The following is a 16513-nucleotide window of genomic DNA, read 5'->3' as shown; positions in this document are numbered from 1 at the left end:
GGTGTCAGACTTTCGCGAGCCAGTGGGCGTAGTTGGGGTTGCGGCCGTTGACGATGTCAAAGAAGGCGCTCTGGATCTTTTCGGTGATCGGGCCGCGCGAGCCCACATAGCCCTCTTTGCCCAGCTCGATGCGGTCCAGCTCGCGGATGGGCGTCACTTCGGCGGCCGTGCCGGTGAAGAACGCTTCATCGGCGATATAGACCTCGTCGCGCGTGATGCGCTTTTGCACAATCTCGAGGCCCAGGTCCTTGGCGATATGGAACACGGTGTTGCGGGTGATGCCGTTCAGGGCGCCAGCCGACAGGTCGGGCGTGTAGATCACGCCGTTCTTGACGACAAAGATGTTTTCGCCTGCACCTTCGGACACAAAACCCGAGCTGTCGAGCAGCAGGGCTTCGTCGTAGCCGTCGTCCAGCGCTTCCATGTTGGCCAGGATGGAGTTGGTGTAGTTGCTCACCGCCTTGGCCTGCGTCATGGTGATGTTGACGTGGTGGCGGGTGTAGCTGCTGGTCTTGACGCGGATGCCGCGCCGCATGCCTTCTTCGCCCAGGTAGGCGCCCCAGGCCCAGGCCGCCACCATCAGGTGGATCTGGTTGCCCTTAGGGGAAACGCCCAACTTTTGCGAGCCGATCCAGGTCAATGGGCGCAGATAGCCCGACTCGAGCTTGTTTTCGCGCACAACCGCCTTTTGAGCTTCGTTCACTTCTTCTTTGGTGAACGGGATCTTCATGCGCAGGATCTTGGCGCTGTTGAACAGGCGTTCGGTGTGCTCTTCCAGCCGGAAGATGGCGGTGCCATCGGCTGTCTTGTACGCGCGCACGCCTTCAAAGGCGCCGCAGCCGTAGTGCAGGGTGTGGCTCAGCACATGGATCTTGGCGTCGCGCCAGTCAACCATCTGGCCGTCCATCCAGATCTTGCCGTCACGATCGGCCATCGAGGGAACTACGGGGCTCATGGGGGTCCTTTGTTTTGCTGTGGGTCGCAGAGGCGGGATTTTAAAGCGCGACCGGCGAGTTGGGCTCTTCGGGCCGGAACAGCGTCCATTTCACCAGCTTGCCATGGCGGAACTCGCAGGTCACATGCGACTGTGTCCCGTCCGTCCAGCGGTAAACCTCGGGATCGGCGTCCTGCGCCGACCGAAGCTCGCCCAGCGACTGCGTCATGGCCACCACGTGCATCAGGTTCACACCTTCCTGCAGCCTGGCATTGAGCATGACGGCGCTGCCGACATAGCCCATCGGCCGGTTGGCCGCCTTTTTCATGACGTTCATGAGCCGGGTGAAGTGCAGCAACGCCCACATGACCAGACCGCCACCAACGGCCGCCACGCCAGGCCAGCCATAGGACACGTACCCCACCACCAGGACACCCACCACCCCCACGGGGACAAAAACATTGCGTAAATTCATGGCCGTGATTGTCTTATGACCGGGCGAAGGGGCGGCTGTGGGGATTGCTTACAGCCAATCAGCCCATCTCCCGCACCACGTTCATCGCCTCTTCCACCCGCTCTACCGCATGGATGGTGAGGCCTTCGATGGGCTTCTTGGGTGCATTGGCTTTGGGCACCACCGCCACGCTGAAGCCCAGCTTGGCGGCCTCCTTCAGCCGCTCTTGACCGCGCGGCGCGGGCCGCACTTCACCGGCCAGCCCCACCTCACCAAAGGCGATGAAACCTCGTGGCAGCGGCTTGCCCCGCAGGCTGGACGTGATGGCCAGCATCACCGCCAGGTCGGCTGCGGGTTCGCTGATGCGCACGCCGCCCACGGCGTTCACGAACACGTCCTGGTCCATACACGCCACCCCCGCGTGGCGGTGCAGAACGGCCAGCAGCATGGCCAGGCGGTCTTTGTCCAGGCCCACCGACAGGCGCCGGGGGCTGGGGCCGCCGCTGTCCACCAGCGCCTGAATCTCCACCAGCAGCGGGCGTGTGCCCTCCAGGGTCACCATCACGCAGCTGCCGGGCACGGGCTCGGAATGCTGGCTCAGAAAGATGGCGCTGGGGTTGCTCACGCCCTTGAGGCCTTTTTCGGTCATTGCAAACACGCCAATTTCATTGACCGCGCCGAACCGGTTCTTGATGGCGCGCACCAGCCGGAACTGACTGTGCGTGTCGCCTTCGAAGTACAGCACCGTGTCCACCATGTGCTCCAGCACGCGCGGGCCGGCCAAGGCGCCCTCCTTGGTCACATGGCCGACCAGCACAATGGCCGTGCCAGACGACTTGGCGCAGCGCGTGAGGTGTGCCGCACACTCGCGCACCTGCGCCACCGAACCGGGCGCGGACGTGAGCTGGTCGGAATACACGGTCTGGATGGAGTCGATCACGGCCACAGCGGGTTGCATGGATTCGATGGTGGCCAGGATCTTGTCGAGCTGGATCTCGGCCAGCACGTTGACCTGGCTGTGGTCCAGCCCCAACCGGCGCGAGCGCAGCGCCACCTGGGCGCCGCTTTCTTCCCCCGTCACATACAAAGTGGGCAAGCCTGCGCGCTGCAAGGCATCCAGCGCCTGCAGCAGCAGGGTGGACTTGCCAATGCCCGGGTCCCCGCCAATCAGCACCACACCGCCCTCGACAATGCCGCCGCCCAGAACCCGGTCCAGCTCATCGATGCCGCTGGGGGTACGTTCCACATCACTGGCCTCGATGGCCGACAGCGGCATCACCGCCTGGGCTTGGTTCAGGCCTGCAAACTGCGCCCCGCTGTAGCGATTCTTGCCCGGCGCGGCCTCTGCCACCGCTTCGATCAGGGTGTTCCAGGCGCCGCACGCCGGGCACTTGCCCAGCCAGCGGGGGCTGTTGCCACCACATTCGGTGCAGGTGAAAACGGTTTTGTCTTTGGCCATGGGAAGAAGGGGTGCAGCAAGCGGGAAAACGGGCGGGGCTGGAGACTATAGCGGGCAGTCATCCCGCCCCGTCGCCCCAGCCCGTACGATGGCGGGTGCTGCGCTGTCGCCCACCTTTCCCCCATCCACCGCATGAACACACCCATCAACCCCTTCAAGCAGGCCATGGCCCAGCGCCAGGCCCAGATCGGCCTGTGGCTCGGGCTGGCCGACGCCTACACCGCAGAAATTTTGGCCGGCACGGGCTACGACTGGCTGCTGGTCGATGGCGAACACGCGCCCAACGATGTGCGGTCCATCCTGCACCAGCTGCAGGCCATTGCCAGCGCATCCCATGCCCTGCCGCCGGGCATGCGCGCGCCCCACCCCATAGCGCGCGTACCGGTGGGGGACACGGCCCTCATCAAGCAATACCTCGACATCGGCGCGCAGACACTGCTGGTGCCCATGGTTGACACGCCCGAGCAAGCGCTGCAGCTGGTGCGCGCCACGCGCTATGCGCCCGAGGGCGTGCGCGGCATGGGCAGTGCTTTGGCACGGTCATCGCGCTGGCAGGCCTACCCCCAGTATGTGCACGAAGCCAACGAGCAGGTCTGCCTGCTGGTGCAGGCCGAAACGGTGGAAGCCATGGGCAACCTGGATGCCATTGCCGCCACGCCGGGTGTGGACGGCGTTTTCATCGGCCCCGCAGACCTGTCGGCATCCATGGGCCACCCCGGCAACCCCGGGCACCCGGACGTGCAGGCCGCCATCCACGACGGCATTGCGCGCATCCTGTGCGCGGGCAAGGCGCCGGGCATTCTGGCCACGACCGAGCCCCAGGCGCGGCAATGGCTGGCCGCCGGGGCCTTGTTTGTGGCCGTGGGGGTGGACACCGTGCTGCTGGCCAGCGCGGCGGCCAACCTACTCGCTCGCTTCAAGTCGGCCGACAATGCCCCAGCGCGCCCGAACGGCTACTGACCCCTTCTTTTTTGATCTGAAAGCACCTTGACGATGAAAGCATGTATCTACGGCGCGGGCGCCATTGGCGGCTGGTTGGGCGTGGCACTGGCGCAGGCCGGGTGTCAGCTCAGCATGGTGGCACGCGGCGCCACGTTGGCGGCGCTACAGGCCGATGGCCTGCGCCTGCGGCGCCCCGACGGCACCCTCGCGCAGGCGTCCGTAACGGTCCACGCCGACCCGGCTGCGCTGGGGGTGCAAGACCTGGTGGTGATCGCCGTCAAGGCGCCCGGCCTGCCTGACGTGGCCCGCGCCATGGCGCCGCTGATCGGGCCAGACACCATAGTGCTCACCGCCATGAACGGTGTGCCCTGGTGGTTTCTGGATGGCTTTGGTGGCGCGGCGCAAGGCCACGCGCTGGAGTCCGTGGACGCTGGCGGCGTGATTGCCAAGGCCATCCCCACAAGCCACGTGGTGGGCAGCGTGGTGCACACCAGCTGCTCGCTGGAAGCGCCGGGCTTCGTCAAGCAGCACTTTGGCAATCGCCTCATCGTGGGTGAGCCCAATGGAAGCCGCAGCGCACGCCTGCAAACCCTGGCCGACACACTGCAGCGCGGCGGCATCGATGTCGAGGTGTCCACGACCATTCAGAAAGACATTTGGTTCAAGCTGTGGGGCAATCTGACCGTAAACCCCATCAGCGCATTGACTGGCGCCACCACCGACCGCATCCTGGACGACGATCTGGTGCGCGGCTTCGTCAGCGCGGTGATGCTGGAGGCCAAGGCCATCGGCGACAAGCTGGGCGTGCCGATTGACCAGCAGCCCGAAGACCGCCACGCCGTCACGCGCAAGTTGGGCGCGTTCAAGACCTCGATGCTGCAGGACGTGGAAGCGAACAAGCCCATGGAGATCGACGCCCTTGTGGGCGCCGTGCGCGAGCTGGGCCAGATCACCAGCACGCCCACGCCCCACACCGACGCGTTGCTGGGCCTGGTGCGGCTGATGGCGCGCACGCGCAACCTGTATTAATAAATTTCAAGCAAAATTGGCCGCTAGCGCTTATCCAACAAGCGCCTATAGCTATCATATTAGTAGCAAACTATCTATGACCACTCTCACGCTTTACTACACCCCCGGCACCTGCGCGCAGGCCGTTCGCATTGCCTTGGAAGAAGCCGGTGCCGCACACGAACTGGTGCGCGTGGACTTTGCCGCGGGCCAGCAGCGCACGCCCGAGTACCTCGCCATCAACCCCAAGGGCCGCGTGCCTGCCCTGGTCACGCCCCACGGCACCCTGACCGAAACGTCCGCGCTGCTGGCCTACGTGGCGCAGAGCTTTCCCGAGGCACACCTGGCCCCCACCGATGCGCATGGCTTTGCACGCATGCAGGAGTTCCACAGCTACCTGGCTTCCACCGTGCACATCGCCCACGCCCACCGCCCCCGCGCCAGCCGCTGGGCCGACGAGCCCGAGGCCATTGCCGCCATCCAGCGCAAGGTGCCGCAGAACATGACCGAGTGCTTCGACCTCATTGAAGGCCACTACCTTGGCGAGGGTCCGTGGGTGTTGGGCGAGCAGTACACCGTGGCGGATGGGTATCTGTTCACCATTGGCACCTGGCTCAAAAGCGATGGCGTGGACATTGCCTCGTTCCCGAAGGTGTTTGCGCATACGCAGCGTATGCTGCAGCGCCCGGCGGTTCAGCGCGCGTTGGCCTGATACGCCCGTAGCGGGCACTAAAAAAGCCCCGGCGCTCTGGAAGCACCGGGGCTTTTTGCCGGCCCCTGGATCAGTTCACCTTCAGGTAGCGCCAATCGATGCGGTTGTCCGCGCGGTGGATGATCTCCACCTTCTTCGTCCCCGCCCACGGAATCACCTGGTTGTAGAGCGGGATGTGCGACACCAGTTCGTGCTCCTTGATCAGCGCCTGCTCGATCAGGCCGTTGCGCGTGGTGGCATCGGTTTCCTTCTTCACCCGCTCGATCAGCGCATCGAGTTGCGGGTCCGAAAAGCGGCCCAGGTTGAAGTTGCCATCCCCACCCGCGCCGGGCGAGCGCACCAGCGACTGCAGGCTGTAGAACGCGTCAAACGTGGGCACGCCCCAGCCCAGCAGGTAGATGCTGGCCTCGTTGCGCTGGATCATCGGGAAGTAGGTGGCAAACGGCAGCGAGCGCAGCTTGGCTTTGACACCCACCTTGGCCCACTGCGAGGTGATGGCCTGGCACAGCTGCTCGTCGTTGATGTAGCGGCCTGCACTGCACGCAAAGTCCACTTCAAACCCGTTGGGGTAGCCCGCGTCGGCCAGCAGCTTTTGTGCGGCCTTGGCGTCGTAGGGGTAGCGCACGTCGGCCTTCTTGGTCCAGCCATTGACCTGGTTGGCGATCAGCGTGCCGGTGGGCTGGGCCAGGCCGCGCAGCACCACGCGCTGGATGGACTGGATGTCGATGGCCTGGTACAGCGCCTTGCGCACGCGCTGGTCCTTGAGCGGGTTCTTGCCCTTCACGTCCGAGCCGGGCAGCTCGTCGCGGAACTGGTCCAGCCCTAGGAAGATGGTGCGGTACTCCGGCCCTTCCAGCACCTGCAGGGTGGGCGTCTGCTTGATGCGCGCCAGGTCTTGCAGGCTGGGGTCGATCACAAAATCAATCTCGCCCGACAGCAACGCCGCCGTGCGCGTGGCGTCGGCCTTGATGGGGGTGTAGACGATCTCGGTCAGGTTGGTGGGGTACTTGCCCTTGCCCCACCAGTTCGGGTTGGGCTCCAGCACCACACGTTGGTCGGGCGACCACTGCTTGAGCTGAAAGGGGCCGGTGCCCAGCGCGTTGCGGTGGGCGTACGTTTCGTCCTTGGTCTTGATGTCCTTGGGCTCGACCGACTTGTTCTTTTCGGCCCAGGCTTTGTTCATGATGCGCAGCTCGGTGAGCTGGTTCACCAGCACCGGGTTGGGCAGGTCAGAAATGATGTCGATGGTGTAGGCATCGATCTTTTCCACCCGGTCGATGCCCTGGGTGTACACGGCAAAGTTGGAGCTTTTGGCCTTGGCCCGCTCCAGCGAAAACATGGCGTCGTCGGCCGTGAACTCGCTGCCGTCGCTGAACTTCACACCCTTGCGCAAGGTCAGGCGCAGCTGCGTGGGCTTGACGAGCTTCCACTCGGTGGCGAGCGACGGCTCGGGCTTGAAGGTCTTGCTGTTGTATTCAATGAGCGTGTCGTACACCGCGCCGTGCATGGTGTTGTTCACGCCCACGTTCTGGGCATGGATGTCCCATGACGAGATGTCTACCGAGCGGGACCAGCGGAAGGTGGCGGACTGTGCGGCCAGGGGCAGCGCGGCGGTAACGGCAGCTGCCAGCAAGAGATGTTTGAAGCGCATGGAGGAACGGAGCGGCCCGAACGGGCCAAGTTTTGAATGGCCCGACTATGGCCCATGCTGCGCCGCAACGGAACGAACAATTTGTTGTTAGCTTAGAGCCATGGCGATGGCCAGCACCAGCATGGTGGTGGCCGTCACCCCATCCAGCACGCGCCAGGCACCCGGCGTGGCAAACAGCGGTGCCAGCCACCGTGCGCCCAGCCCCAGCCCCGCAAACCACAGTGCACTGGCCAATGCGCCGCCCGCCGCAAACGTGGCGCGGCCCATGGTGGGATAGGGCGTGGCCATGGTGCCCAGCAGTACCACGGTGTCCAGGTACACATGCGGGTTGAGCCAGGTGAGCGCCATCACGGTGGCCAGCGTGGTGCGCAGGCTGACGCCGGGGCCGCTGGTGGCCACCAGCAACTGGCCGGGACGCATCGCACGCCCCGCCGTCTGCGCCGCATATGCCAGCAAGAACAGCGCACCCGCCCAGCGCATGGCCTGGGCCCATTCGGGCCGCGCCAGCAGCACCCCGCCCATGCCCCAAACGCCCACCTGCAGCAGTACCGCGTCCGACAACGCACACACCAGCACCACCGGCAGAACATGCTCGCGCCGCAGGCCCTGGCGCAAAACGAACGCGTTCTGCGCGCCGATGGCCATGATCAGAATGGCTGTGGAAGTGAATCCGTGGACAAAGGCGGTGGAACTCATAGCGGCCATTGTGCGCACTGAGATCGGTTAGCACTAGCTATACTTTTTAATGATCCGTCAGAATGGCTAACCACCTATGCAACTCGACTCCGCTCAGCTCAATGCCTTTGCCGCCGTCATCGACGAGGGCAGCTTCGAGCGCGCCGCCGGCGTGCTGCACATCACCCGCTCGGCCGTGTCACAGCGCGTCAAGCTGCTGGAAGAGCGCGTGGGCCAGGTGCTGGTGCGCCGCGCCACGCCGTGCACACCCACCGAAGCGGGCCAGGCGCTGTACCGGCACGCGCGCGAGGTGGCGCTGAGCGAGGCCGACGCGCTGGCGACCATGGGCGGCGGACAGCACACGTCCACGCGGCTGGCGATTGGCGTCAATGCCGACTCGCTGGCCACCTGGTTCCCCGCAGCCATGGCACAAGCGGCAGAGGGCCAGACCATCACTTTCGACATCCATGTGGAAGATCAGGACCACTCGGCCAACCTGCTGCGCGAAGGCCGCGTGATGGCCGCCGTGACGGCCGACCCGCAGCCGGTGCAGGGCTGCCAGGTGCTGCCGCTGGGCACGCTGCGCTACCGCGCGCTGGCCAGCCCCGCCTTCATGCAGCGCCACTTTGCCCAGGGCGTGAACGCCGCTGCGCTGGCGCAAGCACCCATGCTGGTGTTCAACCGCAAGGATGCGCTGCAGGAACGTTTTGTACGCCGCATCACCCGCCGCACCCTCACACCGCCCGTGCACTGGCTGCCCGAGGCCCATGCCTTCGTCAAAGCCACTGAAGCGGGGTTGGGCTGGGGCATGACGCCCGACCCCATGGTGGTGGCCCACCTGCAGGCCGGGACTTTGGTCGAGCTGCTGCCCGGCAAGCCCGTGGACGTGCCTCTGTACTGGCAATACTGGCGCCTGAACGTGCAGGCCTTGGCCCACATGACGGCGGCGGTGCAGGCCAGTGCCCACAGCGCCTTGCTGCGCCGCTGAAGCAGGCCTCGCCTCGGCGCACCAGGCACTCCGCGCCGGTATCATCGGCGCCCATGCGTCGCGCCTGGATTCACCGTTTCATGGGGCTGCTGTGGCTGGCCTTGTGCAGCACGGCGGTGCTTCCGTGGGCGCATGAACTGGCCCACCTTACAGAACCCAGCCCCGCGTTGGCGCCCGTGCACTATGCCGGGCACAACGATGCCGATGGAGCGGCTGCAATCACCCTGGCCGCCCCGGGCGAGCACGATGACGACCACAGGGCAGACGCCTGTGTGGTGTGCCTGCATCTTTTCGGTCAGCACGGGGCACCCGTCGCCACGGTCGGCGTTGCACTGGCGGCGGCCCGCCAGCTTGCACCGCCCGGCGCGGCCACACGCGCTGACCACGCACCGCCCAGTTGGCTCACGCCCGCACCCCGCGCTCCGCCCCACTTGAACGTCTGACCCTGACTGCGCCCGCTGCGTACCACGCGGCAGCGGCGCCTTCGCCTGTGCCTGTGCCGCTCCCGAGCGGCGCGCAGCCTGCGGGCGTTTCTGGTTTTTCGGTTCATTGAATTGGGCCCGTGGCCCCGGGAGTTTTTCTGTGTTGTTCCCCTCCAAAATGCTGCCCCTCGCACTGGCAGCCACCCTCGCCTGCCTGCACACCGCCGCCCACGCTGCGGGTGATTCCGTCATTGTTCTGGGCGAAGTGCCCGTCTACTCCGGTACCGGGGGTGCCCTGCCGCCCACCAGCTTGCTGACCTCCGTGGACATCCTCGGTGCCGACAAGATCGAAGACAAAAACGTGATGCAAAGCTGGGAACTGCTGGGCCAGTTGCCCGGCATCCAGCTCACCGAAACCCGCATGGGGGCAGAGTCTGGCAAGGCCACCTTCCGCGCCTTCAACGGCGAGGGCTACATCAACGGCATCAAGGTGCTGATCGACGGCATCCCCAGCAACGTCAACAGCGGCAACCAGCGCTTCATTGACATGGTCTTCCCACTAGATCTGGACTACATTGAAGTGGTGCGCGGCACCAACGACCCACGCTATGGCCTGCACAACATTGGCGGCAGCATCAACTTTGGCACCCGCCAGGGCGGCAACTACAGCGATGGCCGCGTCACCGTGGGCAGCCACGCTACGCGCGAAGTGCAACTGGCCCTGGGACGTGAATCCGATGGCTTTGCGCAGAATTACTTCATCGCCCACCAAGGCTCTGACGGCCACCGCGCGCATGCCGACTCTGAAAAGTACGCACTGGGTGGCAAGTGGTTCCTGACTTCGGCCGACGGCAAGATCAAGGCTGGGGCCGTGGCCCGCCTGTATTCACACAAGGCTGAGGAACCCGGCTTCCTGACCGCCAGCGAGATGGCCCAGAACCGCAAGCAAACCGGAGCCCACAACGCCAACGACGGCGACGACCGCCAGATGCAGCACCTGAGCCTGCACCTGGACTGGCAGGCCACCCCAGCGCTGTTCGTGAGCAACAAGCTCTACTTCAACCACTACGACGATGACCGCCGTGTCACCTTCACCGGCAATGCCTCGCCTAGCTTGAACAACCTGCCCCGCCAGCGCCGCGTGTGGGACGAAGACCAGACGGGCCTGATGAGCACCGCCACCTGGCGCGCGAATGACGCCTGGACGGTGGACGGCGGCATCCAGATCGAACGCCAGAAGAACCTGTACCAGCGCTACCGCTATGCCTATGCGGTGCCCACCCAGTTCAGCAACCCCACACACACCTCCAACGATGACCGCTACACGCTGAACAACGTGGGGGTGTACGCACAGGCCATCTTCAAGGCGACCGACCAGCTCAAGATCATTCCGGGCCTGCGCCTGGACAAGTTCTCTGGCCACACCGCCCTGAGCCCCAGCGGCGCCACCGGCGCACTGCAGGACTACGGCTGGATCAAGCAGCCCAAGCTGAGCATGGTCTACAGCGTGAACGACGCCACCAGCGTGTATGCCAACTGGGGCCGCACCTTCCAGATCCTGACCGGATCGCGCGCACCGGCCTACATCACCTCGGCCACGCAGGCCACGTTTGCGCCGTCGATCAACACCGGCACCGAGCTGGGCGTGAAGGTCAAGCCCAACCCGCGCACCGACCTGCGCGTGGCCGTTTGGCAGCAAGACGCCACCGACGAAGTGGCCAACATGCCCAGCACCGGCACCAACGTGAGCCTGGGCGAAACCCGTCGCAAGGGCATCGACCTGCAGGCCTCCACCCGCATCGGCAGCGCCATCACGCTGTGGGCATCGCACTCGGTGCAAGAAGCCAAGGTGCGCCGTGCGTTCACCGCGTCGGGCACCTCTCTGGCGGGCAAGGAAGTGTTTTCCACGCCGCGCCACATCACCAATGCCGGGGTGGACTACCAGGCCAACGAAGCCCTGCGCCTGGGCCTGCAGGCCCGCGCGCAAGGCAGCTACTTCATCGACGACCTCAACGCCCAAGGCAAGTTTGGCAGCTTTGTGCTGCTGGACTTCAATGCGCGCTACGCGCTGTCCAAAACCGTGAGCGTGGACCTGCAGGTGAAAAACCTCACCAACCGCAAGTTCGCCTACGTGTGGTGGGACAACTTCTTCTGGCCCGCAGGCAGCGCACAACCCATGTACTCGCCCGGCGCGGGCCGCTCGGCCTTTGTGTCGCTCAACGTGAAGTGGTGATGGGGTAGCCTGCGGGCTACTTTCCCAGGCTGTCTGCTCTGGCGTTGCGCGCGTTCAGCAGACAGGCCGCCAAGTTACGCACGATGCGTGACTTGGGCAAGTCCGGCCGATAGATCAGCAAGGTGCGAAAGTGCACCGCTGCTGAGAACGGGCGAAACACCACGCCCCGGCTCGCATAGCCGTCTGTGGCGTAGGGGTTGACCAGCCCTACGCCCAGCCCTTCCATCGCCAGCGCGCACACCGTGGATGAGTTGGGTGTCTCGGCCACCACTTTCGGCCTGACGTTGCTGGCTTCCAGAATTTGCGTCAGCTTTCTGCGCACCGTGTCCTCGGGCGAGAGTGCGATAAAGGCCTCTTCATGAAGGTCTTCCGGTTTGACCACCTTGCGCGCGCACAGCCTGTGCCCTGCGGGCATCGCGCAGACTGCTTTGGGCGTGGAAAACAGCTGATGCTCCAGCCCCGCCACATCGATTTCGTCTGCTGCCAGACCCACATCAAAACGGCTGCTCACCACCAGCTCGCGTACGGTGGCTGAGCTGGCGACCTGCAAGGTGACCGCAATCGAAGGGTGCTTTTCGCGGAACAGGCGCAGCGCATGCGGCACCAGCGTCGATCCCATCGCCGCCAGGCTGGCAATGCGAATGTCTCCCGTCCCAAAGTCTCGAATGCGCGCTGCGCTGATGCGCAGTCGATCCAGGCCCTGGAAGGTGGTCTCCACATCCCGAAAGAACAGCTGGCCTTCGGCGGTGGGCACCAGCCGCCCTCGGACCCGGTCGAACAGGGCGAACCCGGTGGTTTTCTCCAGCTCCAGGATGCTGCGGCTGATGGCCGGTTGGCTGATTTGCAGCAGGTCCGCCGCGCGGGACGCAGAGCCCGTCACCATGACCGCACGAAAGGCTTCGACCTGACGAAAGTTCATTCACTACCTATCAGCTTTTTGCATAGACCACATCAATCACATCATTGATTGTTATGCACCTGAATTCTAAAGTCCTCTCATCCACCAAGCCACAGACATTGAAAGGACCAGAGCCATGAATCGTCGATCGTTATTGCAAACAGGTGGCGCAGCCACCGCCGCTATGGTGCTACCCAATAGCTCGCTGTGGGCGCAAGCGGCATACCCCGACAAGCCCATCAAACTGATCGTGCCCTGGTCTGCGGGCGGCAGCACCGATGTGCTGGCCCGCGCGGTCGGCCAGAACATGGCAGACGGGCTGGGCAAACCCGTAGTGGTTGACAACCGCCCCGGCGCTGCAGGGCGCCTGGGCGTAGACGCGATGGTGAAGTCGGCAGCGGACGGATACACGGTCGCCCTCATCGAACTGGCCCACGCAATTGCACCGTCGATCTATCAGAAGATGCCCTACGACATCATGAACGACGCGGCGGCAATCACCACCCTTGGCGTCTCCCCACTGGTCCTCTTTGTGGATGCGCAGAAGTACCAGGCGGGGCAGCACCAGAAGTTTGTGGCGGATGCGAAAAAGGCGTCGGAACCCATGAGCATCGCCACCAGTGGCACGGGCAGCATCAGCCACCTGGCTGCGGGCCTGTACGCCAAAGAGGCCAAGCTGGAATTGCAGATGATTCCCTATAAGGGATCGGCGCCGGCGTTGACAGATGTGGCCGCAGGCGTGCTGAGCGGTCATTTCTGTACGCTGGCCAGCGCAAGCAGCCTTTTCAGCGCCGGAAAGATCGTGCCCCTGATGGTGACGGGCAACCGGCGCGTGCCACAGCTTGCGAATGTGCCCTGCGCCAGCGAGCTGGGGCTGAACACCATGGACTTTGGGCAGTGGTGGGCGTTGATGGCACCGGCCAAGGTGCCCAAGCCCATCATCACCACGCTGCACAAGGCGACAGCCACTGCACTGGCGGACAAGCAGGTGCAGTCGCGGATTACCAGCCTGGCCATCCAGCTGGGCAGTCGCTCGCCTGACGAAACCCAGGCCTTCATCCGCGCCGAAGCCATCAAATGGTCCAAGGTGGTCCATAGCCTGGGCATCAAGCCCGAATGAGCAGCCCAACACCAGTCATACCCATGATTCCGCCAGCCAACGCTTCTCCCGAAGCACCCAACCACCAGTTTCGCAGCCTGTCGCCCGCCGTGTGGCGGGCCTCCACCGTGCTGTTCGACACCGTCGCCGACTTCACATCCCGCAAAGACCGCCTGTTTGACGGCTACACCTACGGCGTCACCGGCACACCCACCACGCGCGCGCTGGAAGAGCGTGTGGCGGCGCTGGAAGGAGCCCGCCATTGCGTCGCCGTACCTTCCGGGCAGGCCGCGCTGTGTTTGATCGCCCTGTCTCTGCTCAAGTCGGGGGACCATGTGCTCATTGCTGACTCCGCCTATGGCCCGCTGCGCACCTTTGCCCGCGACTACCTGCAGCGCTTTGGCATAGAGCACGACACCTTTGATCCATCAGCCGGTGCAGACCTTGCGGCCTTGCTGCGCCCCCAGACCCAACTGGTGTTTCTGGAATCCCCCGGCTCCATCACGATGGAGATGCAGGACATTCCGACCATCGTGAAGCTGGCCCAGGCAGCGGGCGTGCGCACTGTGCTCGACAACAGCTGGGCCTCACCCCTCGGGTTTCGCGGCGTTCCAGCGGGGGTGGACATCGTGGTGGAAGCGGCATCCAAACTTCTGAGCGGCCACTCCGACCTGCTCCTGGGCACCATCGCAACAGACAACCGATCGCTGTACGAAGCGTTCAGGACCACGCAGAGCGTTCTGGGGCAGGCCGTGAGTGCCGAAGACTGCTTCCTCGCACTGCGCGGCATGGACACGCTGGAAGTGCGCTACGCCCACCAGTGCGCCAGTGCGCTGGCCGTGGCCTCAGCACTCGCCAGCCACGAGGCGGTGGCAGAGGTCCTCTTTCCGCCGCGGCCTGGGGACCGCAGCCACGCACGCTGGGAGGCTACTTTCACCGGTGGTGGGTGCGTGCTGTCTTTTGTCCCTCACTTCCGCAGTGACGCAGCCGCTCACCCATTTTTCTCGGCACTGCGCCTGTTCCAGATCGGGGCCAGCTGGGGCGGGGTTCACAGCCTCGCGGCGTTCTACCCCCAAGCAGAACAAAGCAAGCGCCAGCACTGCGCATTCAACGCCGGCATCGTCCGCCTGTCCATCGGGGTGGAGCCCCCGGCCAAGCTCATCGCAGATCTTGAGCAAGCGCTGCAAGCCGCCGCAGCGCACTGAGTACCCGAACCACCGCACCCCAGAGAGACCTATTCATGACCGAACGACGCGACTTTTTCTGCTACGCCACCCATGCGGCAACGGCAGCGCAAGCACATCCTCGGTGTCTGCAGCCGCAGGCTCCAACGCACTGCAAACCGAATTTGCGTGTCTCTACGACATGGACCGCACGGTGATCAACCTGAACGCGGCGTAATACGAAGCCATGCCCCGCGAGGTTCAGGCACATGACTTTGAGCGTTTGATGTGGGTCGCCCGGTACAACTCCACGTTCTTGCGCAGCGCCGCGCGAGGTATTCAGCGCGATCCTGAACTCAACAAGTCGCGCGCGGCAGTGTCCCATCCCATTGGTGCCACTCAAAACCTATGGTGCGGATTTCGTGGGCTTCTCGTTGTAAAAATCTGTGGCCGCGCCACTGGGCACCGGTGCCATCTACATCAAGAAGGAAAGACAGGCAGACATTCAGCAGCTGCTGGGCAACAGGCTCTACAAGGCTGAGGACCTGCGCTCCCGTATCCCGACAAGTACGGTGGACGTGGCCGCCCGGCTCAGCATTCCCAAAGCCTTGGCCGTCCAAGAGCTCAGGGCCTGGATCGCGAGTTTGCCCATTTGCGTGCCCTGCGCGATTACTCGGTCGACAGGGTGCGGAATGTGCCGGGTGTCGAAATCATGCTGCCGCAGGAGTGCGACAACTACGGCGAGATCAGTGCGTTTCGCTTGGCAGGCCTGCGGACCATGGTGCAGGCCGCGAGGCCCAAGCGCGCTTTTTGAACAAACATGGAGTTCTTGTGGTCGCCAAGTCAGGGTTAGCCTCTGGTCCGGTGATGCGGGTGACCCCATCGCTGTTCAACACCACCGCAGAGCTGGACCGCTTGGTAGCGGCGATTCAGGCGGAGCGAAACTCTTCGGATAGGCGCGGCGCACCTGCCACGGCCCAAGGCGATCCCTGTAGAGAGCGCGTCAGTCCGCCAGCTCTGCGTGGTGCCCTGGGTTACCACGCCGCCAGTAGGCCGACACCCGCATGCGGCGCAGGTCGGCACCCGGCAGGGCGCGCAGCGCATCGCGCACCTCCGCCATGTCGCTGTGCTCGCCTGCCGCCCACAGGTAGCTCGTGCCTTCGGGCAGCACCAGGCTGCGTGCCGCTGCGGGCAAAGAATCCACCCACGCCACATCCAGCGCTGCGGCAGAGGCCAGCGGGCGCTGGTCTGCGGGGTTCTCGACCATGACACGGACGATGGCTTGCGTGCTGGCGGGCAGCTCGGCCAGCCGGCGCACGATGGCGGGCAAGGCTGACGCATCGCCCAGCAGCACATGCCAGGGCAAATCAGGCGGCACCACCATGCTGCCGCGCGGCCCTGCCACACCCACCCAGCTGCCCACGGCGGCCTGGCGCGCCCAGTCAGATGCAGGGCCCGCCTCGTGCAGCGCGACTTCCACCTCCAGCGTGCCCGCCGCTGCGTCGTACCGCTGGGGGGTGTAGTCACGCATTTCGGGGCGCGGGCCCTCAAACACCGGGCGCCCGTCTTCCATGCGCGGCAGCGTGGGCCGGTCTGCGTCGGCAGCGGGCAGGATCAGCTTGAAATGGTCGTCAAAGCCCAGGCTGACAAAGCCGGCCATCTCTGGCCCGCCCAAAGTGATACGCACAAAGCCCGGGCTGACCTGGGTGCGCCGCACCACCTGCAGTTGACGGGCCGTGAGCGGGTGGCGGAAGCGTTCCACCACAAAGGGGGCGCCGGATGAAAGACTGGAAACAGATGGATCAGTGATGGCCATGACGTAATATGTTGATTTAATCAACCAAATCATCCGCCAACAAGTTGACTTTGTCAACC

15 protein-coding genes are annotated in these 16513 nt (G+C 64.7%); 8 read left to right on the top strand and 7 right to left on the bottom strand.

All coding sequences use genetic code 11. The features are described from left to right. Window positions 1-4: 4 nt before the first annotated feature. The 3 genes from ACK4OE_RS00525 to radA are packed head-to-tail and all read right to left on the bottom strand — an operon-like array spanning window position 5 to window position 2847. Window positions 5-955 (bottom strand): branched-chain amino acid transaminase, encoded by a 951-nt coding sequence (locus tag ACK4OE_RS00525; RefSeq protein WP_409882318.1) that lies wholly within the window; start codon window positions 953-955, stop codon window positions 5-7. Window positions 956-995: 40 nt separating this feature from the next. After that, window positions 996-1409 carry a glycerate kinase gene (locus tag ACK4OE_RS00520; protein WP_409882317.1) on the bottom strand — a complete coding sequence of 138 codons (414 nt, stop codon included), beginning with the start codon at window positions 1407-1409 and terminating at the stop codon, window positions 996-998. A gap of 58 nt (window positions 1410-1467) precedes the next feature. Beyond that, window positions 1468-2847, bottom strand: coding sequence for a DNA repair protein RadA (gene radA, locus ACK4OE_RS00515; protein WP_409882315.1), 1380 nt, complete (start codon window positions 2845-2847; stop codon window positions 1468-1470). 132 nt (window positions 2848-2979) lie between these two features. Between radA and hpaI the strand changes: the two genes are divergently transcribed. From hpaI to ACK4OE_RS00500, 3 genes are all read left to right on the top strand, one after another. Next, complete coding sequence (hpaI, locus tag ACK4OE_RS00510; RefSeq protein WP_409882314.1) at window positions 2980-3807, top strand: 4-hydroxy-2-oxoheptanedioate aldolase; 828 nt, start codon at window positions 2980-2982, stop codon at window positions 3805-3807. A gap of 33 nt (window positions 3808-3840) precedes the next feature. Beyond that, window positions 3841-4818: a 2-dehydropantoate 2-reductase gene (locus ACK4OE_RS00505; RefSeq protein ID WP_409882312.1), complete on the top strand. Its 978-nt coding sequence runs from the start codon at window positions 3841-3843 to the stop codon at window positions 4816-4818. Window positions 4819-4894: 76 nt separating this feature from the next. Next, on the top strand, window positions 4895-5509 hold the full coding sequence (locus ACK4OE_RS00500; RefSeq protein ID WP_409882310.1) for a glutathione S-transferase family protein: 615 nt from the start codon (window positions 4895-4897) through the stop codon (window positions 5507-5509). Between the two features lie 70 nt (window positions 5510-5579). Here the strand turns inward: ACK4OE_RS00500 and ACK4OE_RS00495 are convergent, their stop codons facing one another. Next, window positions 5580-7160: an ABC transporter substrate-binding protein gene (locus ACK4OE_RS00495; protein WP_409882308.1), complete on the bottom strand. Its 1581-nt coding sequence runs from the start codon at window positions 7158-7160 to the stop codon at window positions 5580-5582. An 87-nt stretch (window positions 7161-7247) separates the two neighbouring features. Continuing rightward, window positions 7248-7856: a LysE/ArgO family amino acid transporter gene (locus ACK4OE_RS00490; RefSeq protein ID WP_409882306.1), complete on the bottom strand. Its 609-nt coding sequence runs from the start codon at window positions 7854-7856 to the stop codon at window positions 7248-7250. A gap of 76 nt (window positions 7857-7932) precedes the next feature. Here ACK4OE_RS00490 and ACK4OE_RS00485 point away from each other — a divergent pair, with 76 nt between their 5' ends. From ACK4OE_RS00485 to ACK4OE_RS00475, 3 genes are all read left to right on the top strand, one after another. Then, the gene (locus tag ACK4OE_RS00485) at window positions 7933-8823 is read left to right on the top strand and encodes a LysR family transcriptional regulator ArgP (protein ID WP_409882305.1); all 891 of its coding nucleotides are present in this window, start codon (window positions 7933-7935) and stop codon (window positions 8821-8823) included. A 53-nt stretch (window positions 8824-8876) separates the two neighbouring features. Further along, window positions 8877-9266, top strand: coding sequence for a DUF2946 family protein (locus ACK4OE_RS00480; RefSeq protein ID WP_409882304.1), 390 nt, complete (start codon window positions 8877-8879; stop codon window positions 9264-9266). Between the two features lie 139 nt (window positions 9267-9405). After that, entirely contained in the window at window positions 9406-11478 is a 2073-nt protein-coding gene (locus ACK4OE_RS00475) for a TonB-dependent receptor (protein ID WP_409882303.1), read from the top strand. A 16-nt stretch (window positions 11479-11494) separates the two neighbouring features. Here the strand turns inward: ACK4OE_RS00475 and ACK4OE_RS00470 are convergent, their stop codons facing one another. Beyond that, complete coding sequence (locus ACK4OE_RS00470) at window positions 11495-12397, bottom strand: LysR substrate-binding domain-containing protein (RefSeq protein WP_409882302.1); 903 nt, start codon at window positions 12395-12397, stop codon at window positions 11495-11497. Window positions 12398-12512: 115 nt separating this feature from the next. Here ACK4OE_RS00470 and ACK4OE_RS00465 point away from each other — a divergent pair, with 115 nt between their 5' ends. Together ACK4OE_RS00465 and ACK4OE_RS00460 are read left to right on the top strand one after the other, a co-directional pair. After that, window positions 12513-13496: a Bug family tripartite tricarboxylate transporter substrate binding protein gene (locus ACK4OE_RS00465; RefSeq protein ID WP_409882300.1), complete on the top strand. Its 984-nt coding sequence runs from the start codon at window positions 12513-12515 to the stop codon at window positions 13494-13496. A 23-nt stretch (window positions 13497-13519) separates the two neighbouring features. After that, window positions 13520-14680 carry a trans-sulfuration enzyme family protein gene (locus ACK4OE_RS00460; protein ID WP_409882299.1) on the top strand — a complete coding sequence of 387 codons (1161 nt, stop codon included), beginning with the start codon at window positions 13520-13522 and terminating at the stop codon, window positions 14678-14680. Window positions 14681-15641: 961 nt separating this feature from the next. Here the strand turns inward: ACK4OE_RS00460 and ACK4OE_RS00455 are convergent. Beyond that, entirely contained in the window at window positions 15642-16454 is an 813-nt protein-coding gene (locus tag ACK4OE_RS00455; RefSeq protein ID WP_409882298.1) for a siderophore-interacting protein, read from the bottom strand. Window positions 16455-16513 lie beyond the last annotated feature (59 nt).

This window comes from Acidovorax sp. (genome assembly GCF_046314175.1).
Taxonomy (GTDB): Bacteria; Pseudomonadota; Gammaproteobacteria; order Burkholderiales; family Burkholderiaceae_C; genus Acidovorax.
This window is presented reverse-complemented; position numbering and strand designations above follow the sequence as displayed.

Bases quoted from the DNA above. Each gene is read 5' to 3' on its own strand.
- ACK4OE_RS00525 (WP_409882318.1), bottom strand. From the start codon at position 955: ATGAGCCCCGTAGTTCCCTCGATGGCCGATCGTGACGGCAAGATCTGG.
- ACK4OE_RS00520 (WP_409882317.1), bottom strand. From the start codon at position 1,409: ATGAATTTACGCAATGTTTTTGTCCCCGTGGGGGTGGTGGGTGTCCTG.
- radA (WP_409882315.1), bottom strand. From the start codon at position 2,847: ATGGCCAAAGACAAAACCGTTTTCACCTGCACCGAATGTGGTGGCAAC.
- hpaI (WP_409882314.1), top strand. From the start codon at position 2,980: ATGAACACACCCATCAACCCCTTCAAGCAGGCCATGGCCCAGCGCCAG.
- ACK4OE_RS00505 (WP_409882312.1), top strand. From the start codon at position 3,841: ATGAAAGCATGTATCTACGGCGCGGGCGCCATTGGCGGCTGGTTGGGC.
- ACK4OE_RS00500 (WP_409882310.1), top strand. From the start codon at position 4,895: ATGACCACTCTCACGCTTTACTACACCCCCGGCACCTGCGCGCAGGCC.
- ACK4OE_RS00495 (WP_409882308.1), bottom strand. From the start codon at position 7,160: ATGCGCTTCAAACATCTCTTGCTGGCAGCTGCCGTTACCGCCGCGCTG.
- ACK4OE_RS00490 (WP_409882306.1), bottom strand. From the start codon at position 7,856: ATGAGTTCCACCGCCTTTGTCCACGGATTCACTTCCACAGCCATTCTG.
- ACK4OE_RS00485 (WP_409882305.1), top strand. From the start codon at position 7,933: ATGCAACTCGACTCCGCTCAGCTCAATGCCTTTGCCGCCGTCATCGAC.
- ACK4OE_RS00480 (WP_409882304.1), top strand. From the start codon at position 8,877: ATGCGTCGCGCCTGGATTCACCGTTTCATGGGGCTGCTGTGGCTGGCC.
- ACK4OE_RS00470 (WP_409882302.1), bottom strand. From the start codon at position 12,397: ATGAACTTTCGTCAGGTCGAAGCCTTTCGTGCGGTCATGGTGACGGGC.
- ACK4OE_RS00465 (WP_409882300.1), top strand. From the start codon at position 12,513: ATGAATCGTCGATCGTTATTGCAAACAGGTGGCGCAGCCACCGCCGCT.
- ACK4OE_RS00460 (WP_409882299.1), top strand. From the start codon at position 13,520: ATGATTCCGCCAGCCAACGCTTCTCCCGAAGCACCCAACCACCAGTTT.
- ACK4OE_RS00455 (WP_409882298.1), bottom strand. From the start codon at position 16,454: ATGGCCATCACTGATCCATCTGTTTCCAGTCTTTCATCCGGCGCCCCC.